The organism is Bacillales bacterium, assembly GCA_035700025.1.
Classification (GTDB): Bacteria; Bacillota; Bacilli; order Bacillales; family DASSOY01; genus DASSOY01.
On record DASSOY010000088.1, the window covers coordinates 1 to 19,830 of the forward strand.

Below are 19,830 nucleotides of genomic sequence, written 5' to 3' on the forward strand. Positions count from 1 at the left end.
GCGCGTTTCGATTAACAGTGAACGGTCGAAAGGCCATGCCGGCGGCGTGGGCATCGTGAATGAGTTCCGGCGTCGCTATTTTCCAGTAACCGTGCAATCCGGAAGCCCCGATCGACTTGGCGTATTTCCAAGGTTCAAACAGCGCCTCCATGAAAAGAATGGCCGTTTCCAACTCCGGGTTGATTTTATGAATTTTCTCGACACTGTAATGGTTAAACGAGGACACGATCACGCGATCAGAAAGCCCGTAACGGTGAATGTACTCGACCAACTTCTCTTCGATCCCGGCATACGGAATCAGTCCGGTTTTCAGTTCGATGTTCAATTTTAAAGCGCTGTCCTGCGCCCACGCCAACACCTCTTCGAACGTCGGAATGGATTCGTGCCGCTTCGTTTTCACCCCGGCATTCAATTGCTTGAGCTCCTTCAGCGTATGCTCTCGCACCCAACCTTTGCCGTTCGTCGTCCGATTTACTTTTTCGTCATGAATGACGACGAGCTCGTCGTCCTTCGACATTTGCACGTCGAATTCGATGCCGTCGGCACCGGCGCGCTCCGCTTCCCTGAACGCGATCATCGTGTTTTCCGGGTAACTCCCGGAACTGCCTCGATGCGCATAAATTTCGATCACGCGTCTTCCCCCATCCATTCCCGCCTTAACAGGCCGTATACATGATGACTGCTGAACGTTCCGTTCACGCATTCCGCTTCCCTCATCGTGCCTTCTTTCGTAAACCCGAGCCGTTCCGGCACCGCACAGCTTCTCGGATTTTCAGTGCCGCACAAGATTTCCACGCGATGCAGCCGCCATTGACGAAACGCGTGGTCTACGAGCGCACGGCACGTTTTTGTCATCAGGCCGCTCCCTTCAAATGATTGACCGAGCCAACCGCCGAGTTCCGTCTTTCGGTCAACCCAATCGATCTCATGATAACCAGCCAAGCCAGCGAGTTCTCCACGGTGCATAATCGCCGTCCGAAAACCGTTGTTTTCTGCGTACTGTTTTTTTGCGGCGAGGATGAACATCCGTGCATCCGGTTCGCTGCGCACTTCGTCGACCCACGGAAACCATGGCCGCAAATGGAGTCGATTGGAATCGATCAAGCGGTAGAGCTCCCCTAGCACATCGTTATCCAACAATTTCAAGTACGATTCATCGTCCAGCCGGTAAGTAAACATTAATTTAATCCTCCCAGCGCATTCCGTGCGGAAATAAAAGCTTGTTGCACCTTATGTATCTCTCCGCGGTAACGTTCGCGGTCCCACGAATTGTAGGAAGGATGCGGAACCCCATGAATCACCGTCCATGAAGGATCGCTGACACCTGCCAATCGATAAAATTTCTGGGCAAAACGCCCGCACGGAACGAGCGTGCAAGTCTTGCCTTTGATGCCGTTGAGCCTCGCGCGAAAGCGCTCGAGGATGACCTCTTGCATGACATTCCAAGAACCGTTGCGATAAACATCTTGTTGATTGCTTTTGCGTACAGCTTCCAGCACATCGAAGAACGCCCCATGCTTCCGAATCACTTCCGGTTGTCCGTACGCTTTCCTCTGCATCGGGATCCCGCACACATTCATCAGCCCGATAACGTCTAACGACGGGCGATGCAACGCTTCCTCCGTATTTTTCGCAATCAACCGGCCGAGCGGTTTTCCGAATTCCGAACCGAACAAGTGCTTCGACATTGTCGATCCTGACGAACCCGAAACCGGCGCGCCGTACTTCAATTCCTGTACGTGCGGAGACTCAAGAATGAAAATCAGCTTCGAGCGTTCCGAAACCCAGCTTTTAACATAAAATTGTTGCTCCAGCTGTTCGAAGATGCGCTCGAATTGCTCTTTTAATCCGTCCATGACCCGACCTCCAGCAAAAAAATCGGCAACAAAAGAAAAAAGCGCTGCACTTCTGAGCACTTTTAACGTCATTATAGCTTAATGCTGGCAATTTGGGCAAAAAAACATTTCTTCCCGATACTTTTTTTTCGATCGCATGTCCGCACCGGCTGCACGGCTCGCCTTCGCGACAGCCTCGCGCAAAACCTTTAGTATTGCACGAAACAACTCACCCTCCTGATCACCGACTTTCCGGCAAGCATGGAACGGCAACACCCTCGCCTCAAGATCACTTGCGCTTCCCGGTCCGGGGCGTCCACTTCCCCGCTGCCGTAATACATCCATCCACCCTGCTAACCTTGATCACCGTCCGCTAATCCGCCGCTCCAATGCCCGGCGGTATGTTTCCATTTCCGGCGATTCCGGCATTTCGCCTTCACCTCATTTCAAGTACGGCTCCAGTTCCTTCACCATGTTTTCCAGCCGGCTCGCCTGCTCGCGGAAGGACACCTTTTCTTTTTCATCCTTCGCTTTCAACGCACGCGCCTCGAAGTCGGACTTCATTTTCTTCAACTTGGCTTCCATCGGCGGCTGCGCCTCTTCCAAAGGCTGGCTGCCGCCGTCGTCATACAAATCGACGTATACGTTCCCTCGAGAATCCACTTGCGCGACGAATACGTCTTCGAATCCGGACGCCCCTTGCCTTTTCACCTCCTCCAACAATTTTTTCCGAGTCAAGCGCGTATGATTCAAAGAACTTTCGATCAGTTTTCCGTCAATAATCACGATCTGCGGCTGCCCTTCCGGTTTCGCTGACATGCCGAGGACTTTCGGCGTTACCGGCTGTGTTTCGGTTTTCTTCATGACGCTCAGATCGCCGTTCGTTTCCATTACCGCGAACTCGACATCCGACAAATTAAACACGTTCTTTTCCCGCAACAGAAGCATTAATTCATCCACACTCATCATTGAACTTCGCAAACTTTCGTCTTGCACTCTCCCGTTTTTCACGAGAATTTGCGGTTTTCCGTCCGTAAAGCGGCGAAATTTATACGATTTGTAAGAGACCCAAGCCATGGCTACCGGAAAAAAACCCCAAATAACGAGAGCCACAAACCCGTTGGAGATTTGAATGTTTTGATCGACCGACATCGATGCCGCGATCGAACCGATCGTGATTCCGACAATGTAATCGAAGAACGTCAGCTGAGAAAGTTGTTGTTTGCCCATGATTCGCGTCAACGCGAGCAGCACGACGAACGACAACACCGACCGAATCAAAATGAGTACGGCTTCAGGCATAGCGATTCCTCCGTTTCTTGGCAATAGCTTTTTTAGTATTGGACAAGCTAACGGAAAGCATGCATTTCACACGGAAAGGAGGAGACCGATGAAAAATTGGTTTGTCATTTGCACGGTCGTTATGCTTTTAGGCGGATGGTCGTTCGCGGGTTCACACGACGAAGATTCGGGCAAAACCTCGTTGCAGAGCCAAGTGGACAGCGTCCGTCAATCGATTGAACAAAAAAATTGGCGCCGGGCGGCACATGGCGCGCACGAACTTCGGCAAATGTACGATCAAAAGGAGTGGAAACTCCAGCTGCTCGGCGATGAAAGCGAATATGAGGGGTTGCAGCAGGATATCGCGCGTTTGCAAGCTGCGGTCAAAGCGCGCGACAAAGCAAACGCGTTCACCGAATTGGCAGACATCGAAGTGATGATCTCTAACATTTACTCTTATTAAGTGTTTTCGGTAATCCATGGGCGTTATCGTCTTGGCCGCGGAAACCAGCGGCTTTGGCCCGTGGATTCCCCATAGTCGGTTGCTTCGCGCAGCGCCTTTTCCTCTTCGGGAATGCGAATGCCGACTAACACGAGAGCATTCAATGCCGAGAACAGGAGAGCGGTATAATACGCCTGAAACATTAACGGAAGCGAAAGAAACTCTAAGGTCACGGTCACATAATTCGGATGGCGGATGTAGCGAAACGGCCCTTTGGCGACGACTTCGGCGCCAGGCAAGATCATGATTTTCGTGTTCCAATAACGCCCCATCGCAACTAAAACGGAAACACGCAGAAACTGGGCGCAAAGGAAGACGACGAACGGCAATGGCCACCAAAAAGCCGGGCGGGCGCCGAAGACCGCCACTTCCGTTGCGAGCGAAACGAAAAACATGACGTGCAGCATCACGATCCATTTGTAATGCTCCGCGCCTCTTTCGTACCCTCCCTGCTCCCTCATCCACCGTTCATTTTTCTTTGCAATAATGAGCTCGGTCAACCGTTGCGCGCCGACAAACGCAACCAATAGCCAAAATCCTGTCATCAATCGGTCCACTCCAACAACATGAACTCCGCGCTGAATCCAGGACCGAGAGCAACTGCCAATCCAACCTCTCCCGGGTCGGCCGATGCGGTCATTTGTTCAGCGAGGACAAACAGCACGGTCGGCGAAGACATGTTTCCGTAGTTTCGGAGAACATTTCGTGCGGGAGCCATCATTTCATCCTTGATGGCAAGTGACATTTTATAAGCACTAAGCACCTTCTTGCCGCCCGGATGAGCGATGAAACACGACAAACTTCCGCGTGCAGTCCCCTGTTTTTCCAGAAAAGCATCCACGTTCGGCTTCAACCAGCGCTCGACGATTGCGGGAATGCTCTTTGAAAAGATCACGTGCAATCCTTCATTCCGCACATCCCACCCCATGACGTCTTCAGAATCGGGCATGAACGACGACTCGACACCACGCACCGAAGGGCGCGCAGATAACGCCGAGTGAGAAAGCAGCGGTGACTGATCTCCGGCCATCAACACGCAGGCGGCACCGTCACCAAACAGCGACGTTCCAACTAAATTGCTTTTCGACAAGTCGTTGGGTTGAAATGTGAGGCTGCACAATTCGACGCTGAGGATCAAAACATTTTCCTGTGGATACGCTGTGCAATAGTCGTGGGCACGCGACAAGCCTGCCACCCCTCCGGCACAACCAAGTCCCCAGATGGGAATCCGTTTCGTATGCCTGGAAAACGGCAGCTCATTCATAAGTTTCGCTTCAATGCTTGGCGTTGAAAAACCCGTTGTCGAGACGAAAACGATCGCGTCAATTTCCTCGAGCGGAACCGATTCGCGTAAAAAATCTGCGTGCCGCAAACAGCTTTCGACGGCCTGCACGGACAAACGTACGGCGTTTTGGATGTACAAATCGTTTTTTTCTTTAAGGTCATGCGGCCGTTTAAACCAGTCAAGCGGAGCGGAAAAATAGCGGGAATTGATTTCACCGTTATGAAACACGTTCAGCAATCGGTCGATATCCGAATAATGTTGTTGAAACGCTTCCCTAGCAAACTGCAAAGCCTCCTCTTGCGAAACCCGGTAAGGCGGCAAGCTTGTTCCAACGGATAAAATTTCTGTCATCGCCGGCACCTCCGACGTTTATTTTTCCCTAAAACCGCAAAAAAACTCCCGCCCTTCTAGAGCGAGAGTTCCCCTGCGCGGCAAACGTCGATCAATTGCCCGCCGTCACCCGGTTTTTCCAACCGGACCGTTTCGGCCATTTTCTTTCGTTCATGGTCCCAGCAATGAAGACGTTCATTCTCTAATTGGAAAACATACAAATACCGACCGTCTCCGTATGTAAAATCTCCCTGAGGCAATGCGTAAGTTCGTTGACTTTGCGACTCAAACGGAACATAGATCAGTTTTGATTTCGCGTCTTTGTCCAAGTCAAATGCGAGAATGATCATTTCATCGTTAAATGTGTGTAAATGCCGCGGTGCGTGAGGCAATTTCCATTCCGAAACCAAGTCTAACGCTGTGTCAAATACCATGACCTTTCTACCGTAAGTCCCGACAATCGGCGACATCGCCACGTACAGCCTTCCATCGTGAAATAACAAATCAGTCGGAAACGAATTTTCTCCGAGATCGACCGTTTGCCTCCCGCCTTCACCAATCGAATACAAAACCGAAACATCTTTGTCCGCTTGATAGCAACAAACGTATAATCGTTCCTCGTCTTTTGCAAGTTTCCACGAATAGCCTTCCACTTCATGACGTTCGAGCAACCGGCGCGTCTTGGCTTCATATTCGTAAATGGTCGAGGTTCCGCCGTCTCCCTCGCATTCGACGAGGATTTCATCTTCATACCGGTGCAAGTTCGGCTGTCCGGGGACGGGAATCTTTTCGACGACTTCACCATGATCATCACAAACAAAGACGTTCGATGGTTCTTGTCCGTCCTGTTTTTTCTCAGCCAACCAGATATCTCCAGACGGTTCCGTCACCATTTGGACAAGATCATGGCTCGTTCCGATTGCGATCGGCGTTTCAACGCCTTCTCCGCTTTTTTTCACTGTATAGCCAGACTGGCTTTCATTTTTGAACAACCATTGCATCGGCGGCCTGTCAGCAAGGTGGTCTTTGCCCACAGCGAACCCCTCCCCAGAATTCCGGTATCTTTATCTCCGGCTTTGTTTCTTCACCCATTATATAACGAAACTACAAATTTGGTAAGACTTTCGCGTGCGGGCAAATAATGGCGGCACTCCCAATGGCTTTTGCTCAACCGATGCGATACTTGATGCCCGATTTTTTCGGTTTGCGGACGATCTTTCCCGTCTTCGGCAAATACGACGTGCAATGAGGACATCGTTCCGCGCGATAAGGAATGTCGGTGTAACATCGCGGACATTGCTTCATCGTCATCGACGTGATCGGATCTTCTTTCGGCGATCGGATCCGGTTCATTTGCCGAACAACGAGAAAGACGACGAACATAATGATAATAAACCGGATCAGCGTGTTCAGAAACAATCCATAATTGATCGTAGGAGCGCCGAATTTCTCGGCCTCGGCAACCGATTCAATCGGCCGCCCTGACAGATTAATAAACAAATCGGTAAAATTGACATCCCCAAGCATGAATCCGATCGGCGGCATAATGATGTCCTGCACGAGCGAATCGATGATTTTTCCGAATGCGGCACCGATGACCATGCCGATACTCATGTCGACCATGTTTCCATACTTGGCGAACTGCTTGAATTCTTTGATGAGCCGGAACAATGAAACCATCTCCTGTGACACCAGATGCTTTCAGTTTATGTTCAAGCCTGCATTGTATGATCCGACGAAGCTCGCTTACTCGTGGTCGGTGAGCCGCAAAAACTCATCAATATCGTTCAATACGGAACGAACGGCGCCGTCCCAAAAATCGTCGTTCGTCAAATCGACTTGTAAATGTTTAGCCGCGAGATCCTCCACCGTCATGCTCCCTGTGTCTTTAAGCAAATGCACGTATTGTTCGGCAAACGAAGCCGTTTCTTCTTGCAGCGACCGAGCGTAAATGCCATTGCTGAAAAGAAAACCGAACGTATAAGGAAAGTTGTAGAAAGGCGTGCCTGTAATATAAAAGTGAAGTTTCGACGCCCAGAAGGTTGGATGATATTCTCCGAGCGCATTCCCGAACGCTTCCCGCTGCGCTTCGACCATCAGCTCATTCAACCGCTCCACGGGAACGAGCCCTTGTTTACGCTCTTCGTAAAACCTCGTCTCGAACAGAAAACGCGCCCGCAAATTCGTGAAAAACGTCACACCGCGCCGGACTTTCTCCTCGAGCAAAGCCAATTTTTCCGTTTTCGACTCCGCCGTTTTCACCGACGCGTCCCCGACAATCGCTTCCGCGAATGTAGACGCCGTTTCCGCCACATTCATGGCATACCGTTGCGACCAATATGGCAGTCTCTTCATCACATGCTGGTGATAGGCGTGGCCCAACTCATGCGCCAATGTCGCTACATTGCCTTTCGTGCCCGAGAACGTCATGAATACTCGCGTTTGCCCCGAGACAGGGAAACTCGTGCAAAAACCTCCCGGCCGTTTGCCCGAACGGTCTTCCGCCTCAATCCATCGATCTGCCAACGCCTTTTCGGCAAAAGCCGCCATGTCGGGACTAAATCGTTCGAAATGGCGCACGATAAATTGCGCCGCTTCATCGTAAGAAACGGTTTCCTGCGCGGACGCAATCGGTGCGTTCACGTCATACCACGACAACCGATCAATGCCGAGAAGCTTCGCCTTTCGATCAAAGAATGCGACATACTTGTCTTTCTGTTTGTCGATCGCCGACCACATCGCGTCGAGCGTCTCCGCCTTCATCCGATTGATGTCGAGCGGTTCCTGCAGCACCGAATGCCAACCGCGATGCTTATACAAATTCAAGCGGAAACCGGAAATGTGATTCAGGGCTTCCGCACACAAATCCGCCGCTTCTTCCCAAGCATTCGTATACTTCCGAAACATTTGCTTCCGCACTTCGCGGTCGCTGTCTGCCAGCCGATTATCCAACTGGCTGATCGAAAGCGTCTCCTTTTTTCCGTCTGAATCGACTTCAATGTTCATCTTGCCCACAACGAGATCGTACAAGCCCGACCATGCCTCATATCCGTCTACTTTTAAATCATTAATGAGCGCTTCCGTTTCCGGCGATAATTTCTCAACCGCCCTCCGCCGCTTTTCTCTCAACGCGAAAGCGACTTCGCGAAAGCCATCCTTCTCAAGCAACAATTCCCATACGGAATCGTCAATTTCAGCGAGCTTCGAATCAAGTGTCGTCAGCGTCGTCGCCAATGCAGCGTTCATCTCGCGAAGGGTCCCTCTTAACCGAACCGCCCGGCGATCATTCACGTTTTGCGCGACAAGACAGCTGACAAACGCACTGCTCTCGTGCAAACGGGCGCTCACATTTTGCGCCTCCGTCAGGACATCGGCCAACCCTTTCGCTTGATCGGCACCGGTCGGCACCTTCAAATCCGCCGTTCTTACATCGAATTTCTTTAAATCGGCCGACAATTGTTCAAGAAAACGCTTGAACGCTTCCGAGCCGCTGCCTCCTGGAAACAGCGGCTCAAGGTCCCACGTCGGCTGTAAATTTTTCAAACGCACGGAAATCCTCCTTTCAATGTATACGCCTTCATTATACGGAACTTTCCGAAAATGTTCGAGCCCTACACGGTTGTTCGCGTTCTAAATTTCGCGGTCGCTCATAAAGTGATTGTGACTCTCATTAGAACGACTTGGCGAACTGCTTGCTGCACGTTGAGGAAGGAATCGACAAAAAGGAGGTAAGGCATGTCCCAGACGGATCTGCCGAAAAATGAAAGCGGTGACACGCCGGTAAAGAAGCCATTCCCGGCAAACGAGCGTTTCGTTCATCGGACCGTCGACGCTTCGGGGAAGATCGTGAAGACCATCTCGGTTTCGGAAGGATTGCAAGAAGGGAGGCAGTAAAAAAAGGCACGCCCGCCGCGAATGAACGGCGGGCGTTAAAGCTATTGTTTTTGAGCAATGATCTCCATCGAACCGACATATCGATTGGAAACATTATATTTCACCACACGAAAGTCGAGTTGCTGCAACACCGTTTTCATTGAAGCGAACGAAAAATAATGGATATGTTGCGTCGTACGCCACATCGGGTTTTGATCTTTCAACACTTTCGCAGTCGCGCTTTCGAAATTCGGCGTTGAAATCCACAAAACCCCTTGGGCATTCAGCAAGCTTTTCGCTTTCTTCAGAACTTGAACCGGGTCGGTCACATGCTCGATAACATCACCCATGCAAATTACGTCAAAGGTTTGGTCGGTTTCGAAATCTTCAAAGCCGACGGCTTTAATCGGAATGCCGAACGTTTCCGAAACGGCTTTCGCATAACTCGGCCGTATTTCAATGCCTGTCGCCTGAAAATGCATTTCGTTCGCCACGGCGATCATTTCACCCGAACCGACGCCCACTTCCAACAACTGATTCCCCGGTGCGTATGGAAGAATGTCGTTTAAAATTCCGCTCATTGTTGGGAAATAATGTTGCCTCGGCGCCTGATAGTGCCCGGGATTACTCGCCGACAAAACACCGCTCAAATCGTTGGGATACCTTTCTGTATATATATGATGGCATTCGTCGCAATACTTCCATGTTTTGATCGGATCGAACCCTGGTACGAATCCGATATCCGTAATAACATTGTAAACGGAGTGCGTTTGTCCTTGGCGGCGGCACAGTGGACATTCTTCCGTTATGTGTTGAACGGCCTTTGTATATTCGAAATCATGATGCGGGTGGTCTGCGTTGGTCAAGCGGCGTGCCAGCCTTGAATCACGCAAAAACGCGTTTTTATGCGAACGCTGCGCATCTTCAATTTTCCCTTGCCTGTTATAAATTTCCCCGAGCCGATAATAGGCTACCGGACCGTAATAGTCGTCGGCGAGACATTTCAAATAACACGTTTCGGCCGAAACATCGTCTGTATTGCGAAGATGCTTTTCCGCAAGCTCGAATTCATTCTCTGGATGCATGCTGAAAACCTGCCATTCGTTGATGTGCTTGCACCCATTCATGGTTCGGCTCATATCCAAGCTGAACGAGCAAATGGCCCGCCACATGTTCGAAAGCGGAAAGGTCGTCCCGCGTAAATTCGTTCACCCACTTACCGGTAGCACGTTTATGAATCTTCTCGTTGACTTGCACCGTGCTCGATTCTTCCGGTTCATATCCGCGTTTCACGCGAGTATGATTCAAGACATCGTCGCTCCACGGTTCATCCAAAAATGCAAGCACTTGTTGCATTGTCTTCATCGGTTCATCTACAAGTTCCTCGTACCTTACTACTTTCACTCTGTCTTTTAATTGCGGACTTTCCGCGTCTTGCAACGCTTTCGATACCACCTGCACCCAGTACGTTGCAGCATTCAAAACGTCTTCCACATACCAAAGTTTATTACCGTCGATACCGGTCCAATTCATTTTTCGCAACGAGTTAACGACGTCTCTGCCGTCCCTGATGACATGGATGAATTTCGCTTTTGGAAACATGTCACCGAGTTCGTTCATGATTAACACGTTATGCGGAGTCTTCTCGACTACGCGGGAAGCATTCGATTGTACCCTGAACTTCTCGAAAAACCGTTCGACCAACAATGCAAAGGATGCGCTTATGTCGCTGCGTTCAAGACTGTATGCTTTCATGATGTCTTGCTGGACAAGCGTTTGTTGATACAAATTCGCCACGGCCGGAAGCAGTTTAAACTCAGGTCCCGAGCAAAGATGGGGATGGGCGTTCAGCATCACCCGCAACAAAGTCGTCCCGGAGCGTCCGGCTCCACCAATAAATACCGGTGCATCTCGTCTATCTTGCTGTCGTTGTACCAACCTTTTCCCTCCTGACAAACTATATAGCTTTCAATTCGGTTTCTATCAAACTTTCAGCCGTTTTCAGCCATTCGCTGTCGGCATAGTGCTGCTTAGCCATTTCGCATAATTGCGCGGCTTCTTCACGGTTGCCGATCTCATAAGCCGTTTCGATCGCGGATTGGAAAATTCGAAAATCATAATAATCCGCAGACAATGCGATGACAGAAAACTGAAGAGCCTCTTCATACAAATGTTGCGCCTTGAAAATTTTGATTAAATTGACGAACGTCGTTTTTCCGTAGTTTCCTGTATCGTTTCTTTTCAAGTAAACGGCTAACGCCTTTTCTTCACGGCCCCTGGCATACAATTTATCAGCCAGCGCCAGTTGGAGTTTCCGGCTCAACTGCTCGCTTTTCTCAACAATTTCATCGACCAGCCGGTCTTGTTTCAATACGAGGCAATGTTCCAGAAAATCTTCAATCGCTTTTGATTGCTCATCATCCCACACGGGTGAAAGTTCACCATTCCAAAACTTCATGACCGGATGTTTCGAAAGAATCTCTCCCATGACTTCGTTGACGAGCTCAGCTTTTTCGGCTGCAAGCGCCGTAATCAATATTTCGTCTGTGCTGATCATGTAGCGTGCAAGCAGCAAAGGTTTAACGGCTTCGTCTCGCAAGTAAGCGATCGCTTCTTCGTAATTTTTTTCGACGAGCGCATGTTTCAGCGACAATAGTTTCGTCACAGCTGAATCGCTTCTCAGACGGTTAATGAATGACGCTGCGGTGTCGGTCTGCCCCATTATGATCAGGAGATTGCAGAGGTTGATCCGGTCGTCCTCTGTATCGGCGAGACCATTACGGTCAATGAAGTCGATCACTTCTTGCGCAGGATTGTTTTGACCGAGTATATCCAATAAAAAATATTTCGTTTCCAAATGGTTCGGATTAAAGTTTAATGCCGTTGCAAAGCTTCGAACAGCCTCCTGATTATCCCCTTCAAATTTATAGATTTGACCTAATAAATAATACGGGGCAAATTTCAAGGCGTCGACGCTTTTCATGGTAAAGTAGTTCGACATGTTCCCCAGCATTTGGATGAGAACGCTCTTCGCGTCATCCATTCGATGTTGGCTCAAATAGATGCTTGCCTTATGAACAACCAAATCCGCGCCTTTCGTCCAAATTTTCTCGGCGTCAGCGATCACCTTCAACGCCTCTTGTTCGCGGCCGAGTTTCGTGAGAATCTCGATGATCCCAATCAAACAGAGCTGGACCCACGAAAAATTATAATCGTCGATCATCGTGAATGCTTTCTTATACATTTCAAGGGCTTTCTCGTGATTACCTTCAATAGTAAATTCGTTTCCGAGATTAAAGTAATCGAATCCTGAATCGGCTTTTTTCAATTCGGCTTCAATCAACGGCGTGTTTCGGGAACTCTTGTTCTTTTCTTTGATCACCTTGTTCATGTACCCAGTATGATAGATGACAAGATCCGCACGATCCGTCTTCATTACGCCATTTTTGACGACAACTTGCTCATGAATCGAACGTTGAAATTTCACGTTTTCGGCATTCCTGTACAATCTCGTATGATAATGTTGAAAAATCTTCTCGCCGAACGTGCCGCAAAAATTGTAAATCACCGGAATAAGACAGTGAATTTCATTAGAAATATGCCGCAACTGTTCTTTCACTTGTTTCAAGTTGTCCGGTTCAACGTATTCGTCAGCGTCGAGCACAAGAATCCATTCTCCCGATGCTTTTGATTGGGCAAAATTGCGGGCTGCGGCAAAATCGTCGATCCAATCAAAATGATGAATGTTGTCCGTAAATCGACCGGCGATTTCCAGCGTACGATCTGTAGATCCTGTGTCGACGACCACAATTTCATCTACGTGACCCTCAACCGAATTCAAACACCGCTCGAGAACGTCTTCTTCGTCTTTCACGATTATGCAAAGTGATAATAATTTATTCAATCCCACTCACCTCATAGCATTATTTAAAAAAACATCGTGCGCACACGATCCTTTTTTAAATAAACTCTCTTATACGATGTATAAGAGAGTTTATGTTGTTACTAGCGGAGAAGCTGAAGAACGCCTTGCGGCAGTTGGTTGGCTTGTGCCAACATCGCTTGAGCCGCTTGGTTCAAGATGTTTTCTTTCGTGAAGATCATCATTTGCTTCGCCATGTCAACGTCTCTAATGCGGGATTCAGCAGCCGTCAAGTTTTCCGTCGACGTACCGAGGTTGTTGATCGTATGTTCAAGACGATTTTGTAATGCACCAAGCTTTGCTCTTTGTGTGGAAACGTCTTGAATGGCCGCATCGATCGTAGAGATCGCTGCGTTTGCAGAAGCTTGCGTAGTCAAACTGATGGATCCAACGCCGAGCGTCGAAGCATCCATCGTACCGATCGTAAAGGCAATGTTTTGGCTGATATTTGCACCAATTTGCAAGGTAATACCTGTTGTAGCAAACGAACCGTCGAGCAAGTTCTTTTTGTTAAACTGCGTATCAGAAGAAATTCTCGTAATTTCCGCACTCAACTGGTCCACTTCTTCTTGGATTTGTTGACGGTCGGAAGTGGTGTTCGTATCGTTCGCTGCTTGTACAGCAAGCTCACGCATACGCTGAAGAATGCTGTGCGTTTCGTTCAACGCGCCTTCAGCCGTCTGGATCAAGGAAATGCCGTCTTGCGAGTTACGTGTTGCTTGTTCCAAACCGCGGATCTGCGAGCGCATTTTTTCAGAAATCGCAAGACCTGCAGCATCGTCAGCAGCACGGTTGATCCGGTAACCGGAAGACAACTTCTCCAAAGACTTTTGAACAGCAGAATTGTTCTTGACCAACTGATTGTACGTGTTCAAAGCAGCAATGTTGTGATTAATTCTCATTGCATATACCTCCATGTTTTGTTTGACTTTCGGACACGTCCTTGTGTCCGAGCCCGTGATTAAAGCGACATTTCGACAAATTGTGTTTTCACGGCATCGGAGCCATCCCTGTCTTCCCGGGTTTCGACAATGACGGCATGAAACCAATTGGTTCACTTCTTTTATCGGTCGATAGCCCAAACAGTTTAGCGGTTTCGGAAAAAAAACTTGGATTTTTTGCAAAATCGCTTTTTTTTATTGAATTTTCCTTTGAAATTCGGCATACTAAATGTGATATAACGTTTTTCAAATCGGTTTCATGCAATCGGACAAGTTTCGTCCGTTCTTGATTTTTTTAGGAGACAAGTTGAAAGGGGGAACGACAAATGGCATTTGTTATTACATCGCCCTGTATTGCGGAAAAATCCGGCGAATGCGTGGAAACATGCCCCGTCGATTGCATCCACGAAGGAGAGGACATGTTTTACATTGATCCGGACGTTTGCATCGATTGCGGCGCCTGCGAGGCTGTTTGCCCTGTCGAAGCGATTTATCCTGAGGAAGAAGTACCGGAAGAAGAACAAGAATTTATACAAATTAACAGAGACTTCTTCGAATAAGAACAGAAAAAAAGAAGCGTCCGCCGTACTCGTTGAACGGCGGACGCTTTTTTGGAATTTACGCTTGTTCTGCGGATTCGGCCAAGTCTTGAAGCGGGACTTCGAATTCATCCTCCGGCGCCGACGTCCGATGTACCGTCGCCGTACTTTCCATCGAATCGACAGTGTCGATCCAAACGAAAGAACCTCTGTATGTCACCTTCACTTCTTCTTCAGTCCCGATAATTTCTAGTGCTCGTTTGGCATCCATGTGTATCCCTCTCTTTATTTGTTCGTGTTATAATTTTTCAATTCCATTCCGGAACGTCTTAAGTTCACCTGATAGTCGATATCCACTTTCGCCCGGGCGAAAGCATTGTTCCAGTCAACGCGGTTCCAAATCTCGGGATGATAAGCTCTCACATATGCGCCGATGTTCAAGATGTCCGTCTGATTCTTTTGCAGCAAGCGGAACGTTTGCATCGATTTTTTTTCAAGTTGACTTTCAATACTTTCCGTCACCTGATTTTGCGTCTCCGGATTTTCTAAATCGATCGGGAAGTTCGACTCGGTAAGAATCGCATCCATGATTACGTCAATTTTGATGGTCACTCGGCCGTCTTCCATCTTAAAATCATAGGTTGTTCGTTCCAAAGCCGGGCGCACGGTGGCCAAACGTTTCCTCCCTTCGATCGAAAAAGTGAAAGTGCCTCCTCCGGCACGTTTCGATAACCGTAAATAGTTGGACATTTGCTCATTGTTTAAGGTTCCAACCATTCGGTCTCCTTTGAAAGCGGCAAGTCCGGTGACTTTGATTCCTTCATCGTTCGCCTGTGCTACTGTAAGCATCGCCGGTTGGCGGGAAGTATTTGATAAACCGACGTAAAATTGACCGAGCGTCAAATTTGGGTAAATGCCCATGCCGATGCCGTTTTGAATCATCGTCGTCATAAAATCCGCCGGTACTTTTTCCAACTGGGTATTGACGTTTAACAAATCAGACGCTGCTCCCTCCTCTACAACGACTGGATAAATCAAGCGGCGAAATTGCGGCATTCTTCTCAAGGCATCGATCGTATCTTGCACCCCTCCGCGCGCTACCCGCTCCCCGAACGCGATGATGGACGTTTGTCCGAAAAACAGTTCGTGATTTACGCGAAACTGTATCTTTTCCACTGCTTCGTTAAACGATCGGCCGGAGGCACTGATGACGCGAAACGAACTCCCCCCGCCTCCTCCGCCGCCGCCCCCGCCTTGCCCGCCGCTGCCGGCAATCTGCAGAGGGATCGGGATTTGCACAGAGACGAGCAGTTGTTTCTTTTTCGTGTAATCCATTGCAATGGCCGCGACTACTGTTCGATCTTCAATTTCCCGTTGATCCCAGCAACCGGTAAGGAGCAGCAAACAAGCAGCAAAAACAAGCGGCACTCGCGATAATTTAAGAGCTTTCATGAGAGTTCCCGCCCTTCCCCTGTTTTCTGACAACCGCCAACAATAGCATCACAACCGGCAGCACAAACGCGATCAAACCGACATACCCGATGAACGACAGCCAGCGGAACAAAGCATACACGCTTTGCGGAAGCAAGGAAACAATAAACACGATCGGAAGAACGAACACGGCGATCCATTTGCGCGCCTTATCTTCTTTTTTCGTAGGCAAGCATTGGGCGGCGGCAAAACAAGCCCCGTAACATAAATTTCCGACGGTCGTAAAAACCGCAACGACCCAAACGACGACAAACCCCGACTCAACGCGTTGCAGCAAAAACAAGCGAATGTCGCTTGACTTGATCAATTCCAAGGTCGGCCATGTCAAATGCTGCAACTCCTCAAATCCGAACACTCCGACAGAGGCGAAAACGATCATCACGTAACTTAACACCGGCAGTCCGATGCCGGCAGCAGTCGCGCGCGTATTGTCTCCGCGTTGTACGAAAGCCATGAACAGCAGCATGACCGACAAACCTTGATAAGCAAAAATCTGAGTGCCGACGCTCTTCACAAAAGCCAGCCAGTTTACGGAAATCAATGGGAGCATGTTCGTCAGATGAATGTTCTGCATCGTCAAAAAAGCAATCAGCACGAGCGGCACGATGATCAACGGCAGCAACAATTCATTGAAACGGGCGACCACTTCGACTTCAACCATCATGTAAAAAAAAACGGTGAACAGCAAGGTGCCGATGATTACTTGAATCGGCGTATTCGTTAAAACCGCGCTAACGATCGTTTCCCCAAACAGTCGCGTACTTGTTATAGCCATCGCCAGCCAAATCGCGATATAAAACAGCGTTATAGGCAGCCCGATGTATTTACCAACCGTCTCCGATTTTTTCACACCGAGCAAATCGCCGATGTATTCGACGAACGTTTTCCCTGGAAAACGCAAGGCTAACCTTGTTATCGCCCAAGTGACAAGGAAGGCGAACAATCCGCCGAGCAATGTCGCGATCCACGCCGCCTGATGCGCCTCCTCGGATGCTTGCCGGGGAAGCGTCAAAACCCCTGCGCCGATTAACGTGCTTGTGATGAGCGCCATTTGTTGGCGGGAAGTAATGACAAACTTCGTGCTTTCCTCTTTTGGTTCTTGACTGATCTGACTGTTCACGTTTCGATTAGCCATTGTTTTTTCCACCGCCTGACTTGTCCGGTTCCATCCGCTTTTCGTCGTCGGGACCGATCGTGATCGGACGTTTCGGCATCCATTGCAAAGGAGCCCGCCAAACAAAGTCCTTCATGTCGGTGAAATGACTCGGTGATACCGGTGAAATGTAAGGCACGCCAAACGACTTCAACGTGCAAACGTGAAGCAAGATGCCAAGCAAAAACAACATCATCCCGTACAAACCGAAGGTGCCTGCGGCGATCATCATCGGAAACCGCAGCAACCGGATGGTGATGGATGCCGCATAGCTCGGCGACGCAAACGAAGCGATGGCCGTCAACGAAACGATGATAACCATGAGCGGACTGACCAATCCCGCTTGCACCGCGGCTTGACCGATAACAAGAGCACCGACGATACCGATCGTCGGTCCGATGATGCCAGGCAAGCGCACGCTCGCTTCTCGCAAAATTTCCAAAGAAACTTCCATGAGCAATGCTTCCACGATCGACGGAAAAGGTACAGTGGCCCGCCCGGCCGCAATCGCGATGGCAAGGTCCGACGGAATCATTTCCGGATGAAACGACGTGAAAGCAATGTACAGCGAAGGCGCGAACAAAGCGAGAAAAATACTGACGAGCCGAATGAGGCGAACGAAGGAACCGATCCAAAACCGTTCATAATAATCCTCGGGACTTTGATAAAATTGCGAGAAAATCGCCGGGGCGATCAAGGAAAAGGGCGAGCCGTCGACCAAGATTGCCACTCTGCCTTCCAATAAATTACCGACGACTTTGTCCGGCCGCTCCGTATTTTGAATCGTCGGAAACGGCGACCAGTGATTGTCTTCGATGAGCTGCTCAATGTAACCGCTGCCGACGATTCCGTCGATTTCAATTTTATTAATTCGTCGCTCAACTTGTTTAACGAGGTTATCTTCGCACACCCCGTCTATGTAAAATACGGCAATATTCGTGTTGGTCCGTTCGCCGACGGTGAAATTTTTCACACGCAAATCAGGATCTTTCAGACGAAGACGCACAAGGGCGGTGTTTACGCGCAACGTTTCCGTAAATCCTTCTCTCGGCCCTCTAACTACGGCTTCGGAACGAGGCTCATCAACGGTTCGATGTTCCCAGCCTTTCGTATTCGCTCCAAACGCCTGCTCGTTCCCGTCGATGAAAATCGCGGTATCCCCATTGAGCACGCTCCGAATCGCTTTCCTCATCTCATTCGTTTCGCTTAATTCGTTGATCGTCAAACTGTACTTTTTCAATAACTCGACGAGATCTTGTTGTGTGACCGGTTCCGTCGGGTCCTCCGAACGAGTGTCGAGCTCAAGAGATTGGATGATGTATTCGTCAATGATCGCTTTATCAGCAAGACCATCGATGAAAACGGCCGCCGCGGCGAAATTTTCTTTTCCGCCGATGTTGAACCGACGAATGACGAGATCGCCCGTATTTTTGCCAAGGATCTTTTGCACCGACTTAATATTCACGTCCAAATCGGCGTCGATCTTATCCTCAATGGCGTTGATCTTGCGGTCGGCGGCTTCCTTGAGCATTTTCTGTTTGCGAAATTCCTTCAATTTGATACCCTTGCGGAATTTATGCATGAGGACACCTTCCTTCTGTGCGACAATCGGCTCTCGTTATATTTTTTCAAAAACCGGTCTCATTATGCGTCATAGTTTTGCCGGCTGCTCCTTTCATGTAAAATGATCGTATTGAGTTTTCTAATGTGGCAAGGAGGAAATGCACGTGCACAATCAAGGTCCCCCGATTCATCCTTATTTAGCCCTATTCATCGGGGTTACCGCCGTTTCGACTTCCGCCATATTCGTGAAATTGTCGACAGCGCCGGCATCCGTCATCGCCACCTACCGGTTGGCATTCACCGTCTTGCTTATGACGCCGTTCATGGCTTCCCGTGTCGCCGAATTTCGCCGCATCCGAGCGCGTGATGCCTGGTTTTGCACCGCGTCCGGTGTCTTTCTTGCCTTTCATTTCATCTTTTGGTTCACTTCGCTCGAATATACAACGGTCGCGAGTTCTGTGGTCCTTGTTGCCTTGCAGCCGATTTTCGCATTCATCGGTACGTTCATTTTTTTCGGAGAACGGCTTACGCTGCGCTCCGTGATCGGAGCGTTGCTGGCCATCGCGGGCAGCATTGTGATCAGTTGGGGAGACTTCGCTTCGAGCGGATCGGCGCTTTGGGGGGACTTACTGGCGATCATCGCCGCCGTCATGGTCACCGTATACTATTTGTTCGGCCAAAATGTCCGGCAGCGGCTTTCACTCATGGCCTACACGTATTTTGTCTACGGGATCGCCACTGTCACGTTATTTTTATATGATTTCGCACTTGCTCGTCCGCTGGCGGGCTATCCGACAGAAGACTGGCTGATCTTTCTCGCTCTCGCGCTCTTTCCGACCTTGATGGGTCATACAATTTTCAATGGGATTCTCAAGTGGGTGAGCACGTCCGTTGTGTCGACGAGCATTCTTGGCGAACCTGTTGGGGCAACGATTCTCGCTTATTTCATTCTCGGCGAAGAAATTCGTTCGTTTCAATGGCTCGGCGGTTCGATCATCTTACTCGGCATTTATGTGTTCCTAAAGAACTCGCCCAACAAAAGGAAGAAAGCGAAACAACCGCGAAGCGCTTGAAGGGGAAACCGCTGCCGGTCGAATCCATAAAAAAAAACAGCG

General features: G+C 49.3%; 21 protein-coding genes. 4 read left to right on the plus strand and 17 right to left on the minus strand.

The features are described from left to right. The 4 genes from VFK44_14735 to VFK44_14750 all read right to left on the minus strand — a co-directional run. A partial coding sequence (locus VFK44_14735; protein ID HET7629626.1) for a glycerophosphodiester phosphodiesterase occupies positions 1 to 631 on the minus strand: 631 nt, incomplete at its 3' end. Then, positions 628 to 1,179 carry a GNAT family protein gene (locus VFK44_14740; protein HET7629627.1) on the minus strand — a complete coding sequence of 184 codons (552 nt, stop codon included), beginning with the start codon at positions 1,177 to 1,179 and terminating at the stop codon, positions 628 to 630. The genes VFK44_14735 and VFK44_14740, both read right to left, overlap by 4 nt. After that, positions 1,179 to 1,856, minus strand: a complete 678-nt coding sequence (locus tag VFK44_14745) for a hypothetical protein (protein HET7629628.1) — start codon at positions 1,854 to 1,856, stop codon at positions 1,179 to 1,181. The genes VFK44_14740 and VFK44_14745 overlap by 1 nt, the downstream gene beginning before the upstream one ends. Positions 1,857 to 2,276: 420 nt before the next feature. Further along, positions 2,277 to 3,137, minus strand: a complete 861-nt coding sequence (locus VFK44_14750) for a DUF421 domain-containing protein (protein ID HET7629629.1) — start codon at positions 3,135 to 3,137, stop codon at positions 2,277 to 2,279. Between the two features lie 88 nt (positions 3,138 to 3,225). Here VFK44_14750 and VFK44_14755 point away from each other — a divergent pair, with 88 nt between their 5' ends. Continuing rightward, positions 3,226 to 3,579 carry a DUF4363 family protein gene (locus tag VFK44_14755; protein ID HET7629630.1) on the plus strand — a complete coding sequence of 118 codons (354 nt, stop codon included), beginning with the start codon at positions 3,226 to 3,228 and terminating at the stop codon, positions 3,577 to 3,579. A 23-nt stretch (positions 3,580 to 3,602) separates the two neighbouring features. On the opposite strand, the gene VFK44_14760 is transcribed toward VFK44_14755, so the two are convergent. The 5 genes from VFK44_14760 to VFK44_14780 form a co-directional block, all read right to left on the minus strand. After that, positions 3,603 to 4,163, minus strand: a complete 561-nt coding sequence (locus tag VFK44_14760) for an isoprenylcysteine carboxyl methyltransferase family protein (GenBank protein ID HET7629631.1) — start codon at positions 4,161 to 4,163, stop codon at positions 3,603 to 3,605. Further along, on the minus strand, positions 4,163 to 5,254 hold the full coding sequence (locus tag VFK44_14765) for a 3-oxoacyl-[acyl-carrier-protein] synthase III C-terminal domain-containing protein (protein ID HET7629632.1): 1,092 nt from the start codon (positions 5,252 to 5,254) through the stop codon (positions 4,163 to 4,165). The genes VFK44_14760 and VFK44_14765 overlap by 1 nt, the downstream gene beginning before the upstream one ends. Before the next feature lie 56 nt (positions 5,255 to 5,310). After that, entirely contained in the window at positions 5,311 to 6,267 is a 957-nt protein-coding gene (locus VFK44_14770) for a hypothetical protein (GenBank protein HET7629633.1), read from the minus strand. Between the two features lie 133 nt (positions 6,268 to 6,400). After that, the gene (gene mscL, locus VFK44_14775) at positions 6,401 to 6,913 is read right to left on the minus strand and encodes a large conductance mechanosensitive channel protein MscL (protein HET7629634.1); all 513 of its coding nucleotides are present in this window, start codon (positions 6,911 to 6,913) and stop codon (positions 6,401 to 6,403) included. 66 nt (positions 6,914 to 6,979) lie between these two features. Then, entirely contained in the window at positions 6,980 to 8,782 is a 1,803-nt protein-coding gene (locus VFK44_14780; protein HET7629635.1) for a M3 family oligoendopeptidase, read from the minus strand. Positions 8,783 to 8,968: 186 nt separating this feature from the next. On the opposite strand from VFK44_14780, the gene VFK44_14785 reads away from it, so the two are divergent. Continuing rightward, positions 8,969 to 9,127, plus strand: coding sequence for a hypothetical protein (locus tag VFK44_14785; GenBank protein ID HET7629636.1), 159 nt, complete (start codon positions 8,969 to 8,971; stop codon positions 9,125 to 9,127). Between the two features lie 41 nt (positions 9,128 to 9,168). Here VFK44_14785 and VFK44_14790 read toward each other — a convergent pair whose 3' ends face one another. From VFK44_14790 to VFK44_14805, 4 genes are all read right to left on the minus strand, one after another. Beyond that, positions 9,169 to 10,191, minus strand: coding sequence for a class I SAM-dependent methyltransferase (locus VFK44_14790; protein HET7629637.1), 1,023 nt, complete (start codon positions 10,189 to 10,191; stop codon positions 9,169 to 9,171). Next, positions 10,175 to 11,044 carry a sulfotransferase gene (locus tag VFK44_14795; GenBank protein ID HET7629638.1) on the minus strand — a complete coding sequence of 290 codons (870 nt, stop codon included), beginning with the start codon at positions 11,042 to 11,044 and terminating at the stop codon, positions 10,175 to 10,177. Before VFK44_14795 ends, VFK44_14790 begins: the two co-directional genes overlap by 17 nt. 19 nt (positions 11,045 to 11,063) lie before the next feature. Then, positions 11,064 to 13,010 (minus strand): glycosyltransferase, encoded by a 1,947-nt coding sequence (locus tag VFK44_14800; GenBank protein HET7629639.1) that lies wholly within the window; start codon positions 13,008 to 13,010, stop codon positions 11,064 to 11,066. A gap of 101 nt (positions 13,011 to 13,111) precedes the next feature. Continuing rightward, entirely contained in the window at positions 13,112 to 13,930 is an 819-nt protein-coding gene (locus VFK44_14805) for a flagellin (GenBank protein HET7629640.1), read from the minus strand. Between the two features lie 365 nt (positions 13,931 to 14,295). On the opposite strand from VFK44_14805, the gene VFK44_14810 reads away from it, so the two are divergent. Next, on the plus strand, positions 14,296 to 14,529 hold the full coding sequence (locus VFK44_14810) for a ferredoxin family protein (GenBank protein HET7629641.1): 234 nt from the start codon (positions 14,296 to 14,298) through the stop codon (positions 14,527 to 14,529). 58 nt (positions 14,530 to 14,587) lie between these two features. On the opposite strand, the gene VFK44_14815 is transcribed toward VFK44_14810, so the two are convergent. From VFK44_14815 to VFK44_14830, 4 genes are read right to left on the minus strand one after another with little or no spacing between them, the layout of a single operon-like run. Beyond that, the gene (locus VFK44_14815) at positions 14,588 to 14,779 is read right to left on the minus strand and encodes an H-type small acid-soluble spore protein (protein HET7629642.1); all 192 of its coding nucleotides are present in this window, start codon (positions 14,777 to 14,779) and stop codon (positions 14,588 to 14,590) included. Positions 14,780 to 14,793: 14 nt separating this feature from the next. Further along, a complete protein-coding gene (locus tag VFK44_14820; GenBank protein HET7629643.1) occupies positions 14,794 to 15,960 on the minus strand; it encodes a Ger(x)C family spore germination protein in 1,167 nt (388 codons plus the stop codon). Further along, the gene (locus VFK44_14825; GenBank protein HET7629644.1) at positions 15,947 to 17,134 is read right to left on the minus strand and encodes an endospore germination permease; all 1,188 of its coding nucleotides are present in this window, start codon (positions 17,132 to 17,134) and stop codon (positions 15,947 to 15,949) included. Before VFK44_14825 ends, VFK44_14820 begins: the two co-directional genes overlap by 14 nt. Next, complete coding sequence (locus tag VFK44_14830; protein HET7629645.1) at positions 17,127 to 18,734, minus strand: spore germination protein; 1,608 nt, start codon at positions 18,732 to 18,734, stop codon at positions 17,127 to 17,129. Before VFK44_14830 ends, VFK44_14825 begins: the two co-directional genes overlap by 8 nt. A gap of 145 nt (positions 18,735 to 18,879) precedes the next feature. Here VFK44_14830 and VFK44_14835 point away from each other — a divergent pair, with 145 nt between their 5' ends. Further along, complete coding sequence (locus tag VFK44_14835; GenBank protein ID HET7629646.1) at positions 18,880 to 19,788, plus strand: DMT family transporter; 909 nt, start codon at positions 18,880 to 18,882, stop codon at positions 19,786 to 19,788. Positions 19,789 to 19,830 lie beyond the last annotated feature (42 nt).

Coding starts and splice junctions, on each gene's coding strand:
- VFK44_14740 (HET7629627.1), bottom strand. CDS start 1,179: ATGTTTACTTACCGGCTGGACGATGAATCGTACTTGAAATTGTTGGAT.
- VFK44_14745 (HET7629628.1), bottom strand. CDS start 1,856: ATGGACGGATTAAAAGAGCAATTCGAGCGCATCTTCGAACAGCTGGAG.
- VFK44_14750 (HET7629629.1), bottom strand. CDS start 3,137: ATGCCTGAAGCCGTACTCATTTTGATTCGGTCGGTGTTGTCGTTCGTC.
- VFK44_14755 (HET7629630.1), top strand. CDS start 3,226: ATGAAAAATTGGTTTGTCATTTGCACGGTCGTTATGCTTTTAGGCGGA.
- VFK44_14760 (HET7629631.1), bottom strand. CDS start 4,163: ATGACAGGATTTTGGCTATTGGTTGCGTTTGTCGGCGCGCAACGGTTG.
- VFK44_14765 (HET7629632.1), bottom strand. CDS start 5,254: ATGACAGAAATTTTATCCGTTGGAACAAGCTTGCCGCCTTACCGGGTT.
- mscL (HET7629634.1), bottom strand. CDS start 6,913: ATGGTTTCATTGTTCCGGCTCATCAAAGAATTCAAGCAGTTCGCCAAG.
- VFK44_14785 (HET7629636.1), top strand. CDS start 8,969: ATGTCCCAGACGGATCTGCCGAAAAATGAAAGCGGTGACACGCCGGTA.
- VFK44_14790 (HET7629637.1), bottom strand. CDS start 10,191: ATGCATCCAGAGAATGAATTCGAGCTTGCGGAAAAGCATCTTCGCAAT.
- VFK44_14805 (HET7629640.1), bottom strand. CDS start 13,930: ATGAGAATTAATCACAACATTGCTGCTTTGAACACGTACAATCAGTTG.
- VFK44_14810 (HET7629641.1), top strand. CDS start 14,296: ATGGCATTTGTTATTACATCGCCCTGTATTGCGGAAAAATCCGGCGAA.
- VFK44_14815 (HET7629642.1), bottom strand. CDS start 14,779: ATGGATGCCAAACGAGCACTAGAAATTATCGGGACTGAAGAAGAAGTG.
- VFK44_14820 (HET7629643.1), bottom strand. CDS start 15,960: ATGAAAGCTCTTAAATTATCGCGAGTGCCGCTTGTTTTTGCTGCTTGT.
- VFK44_14825 (HET7629644.1), bottom strand. CDS start 17,134: ATGGCTAATCGAAACGTGAACAGTCAGATCAGTCAAGAACCAAAAGAG.
- VFK44_14830 (HET7629645.1), bottom strand. CDS start 18,734: ATGCATAAATTCCGCAAGGGTATCAAATTGAAGGAATTTCGCAAACAG.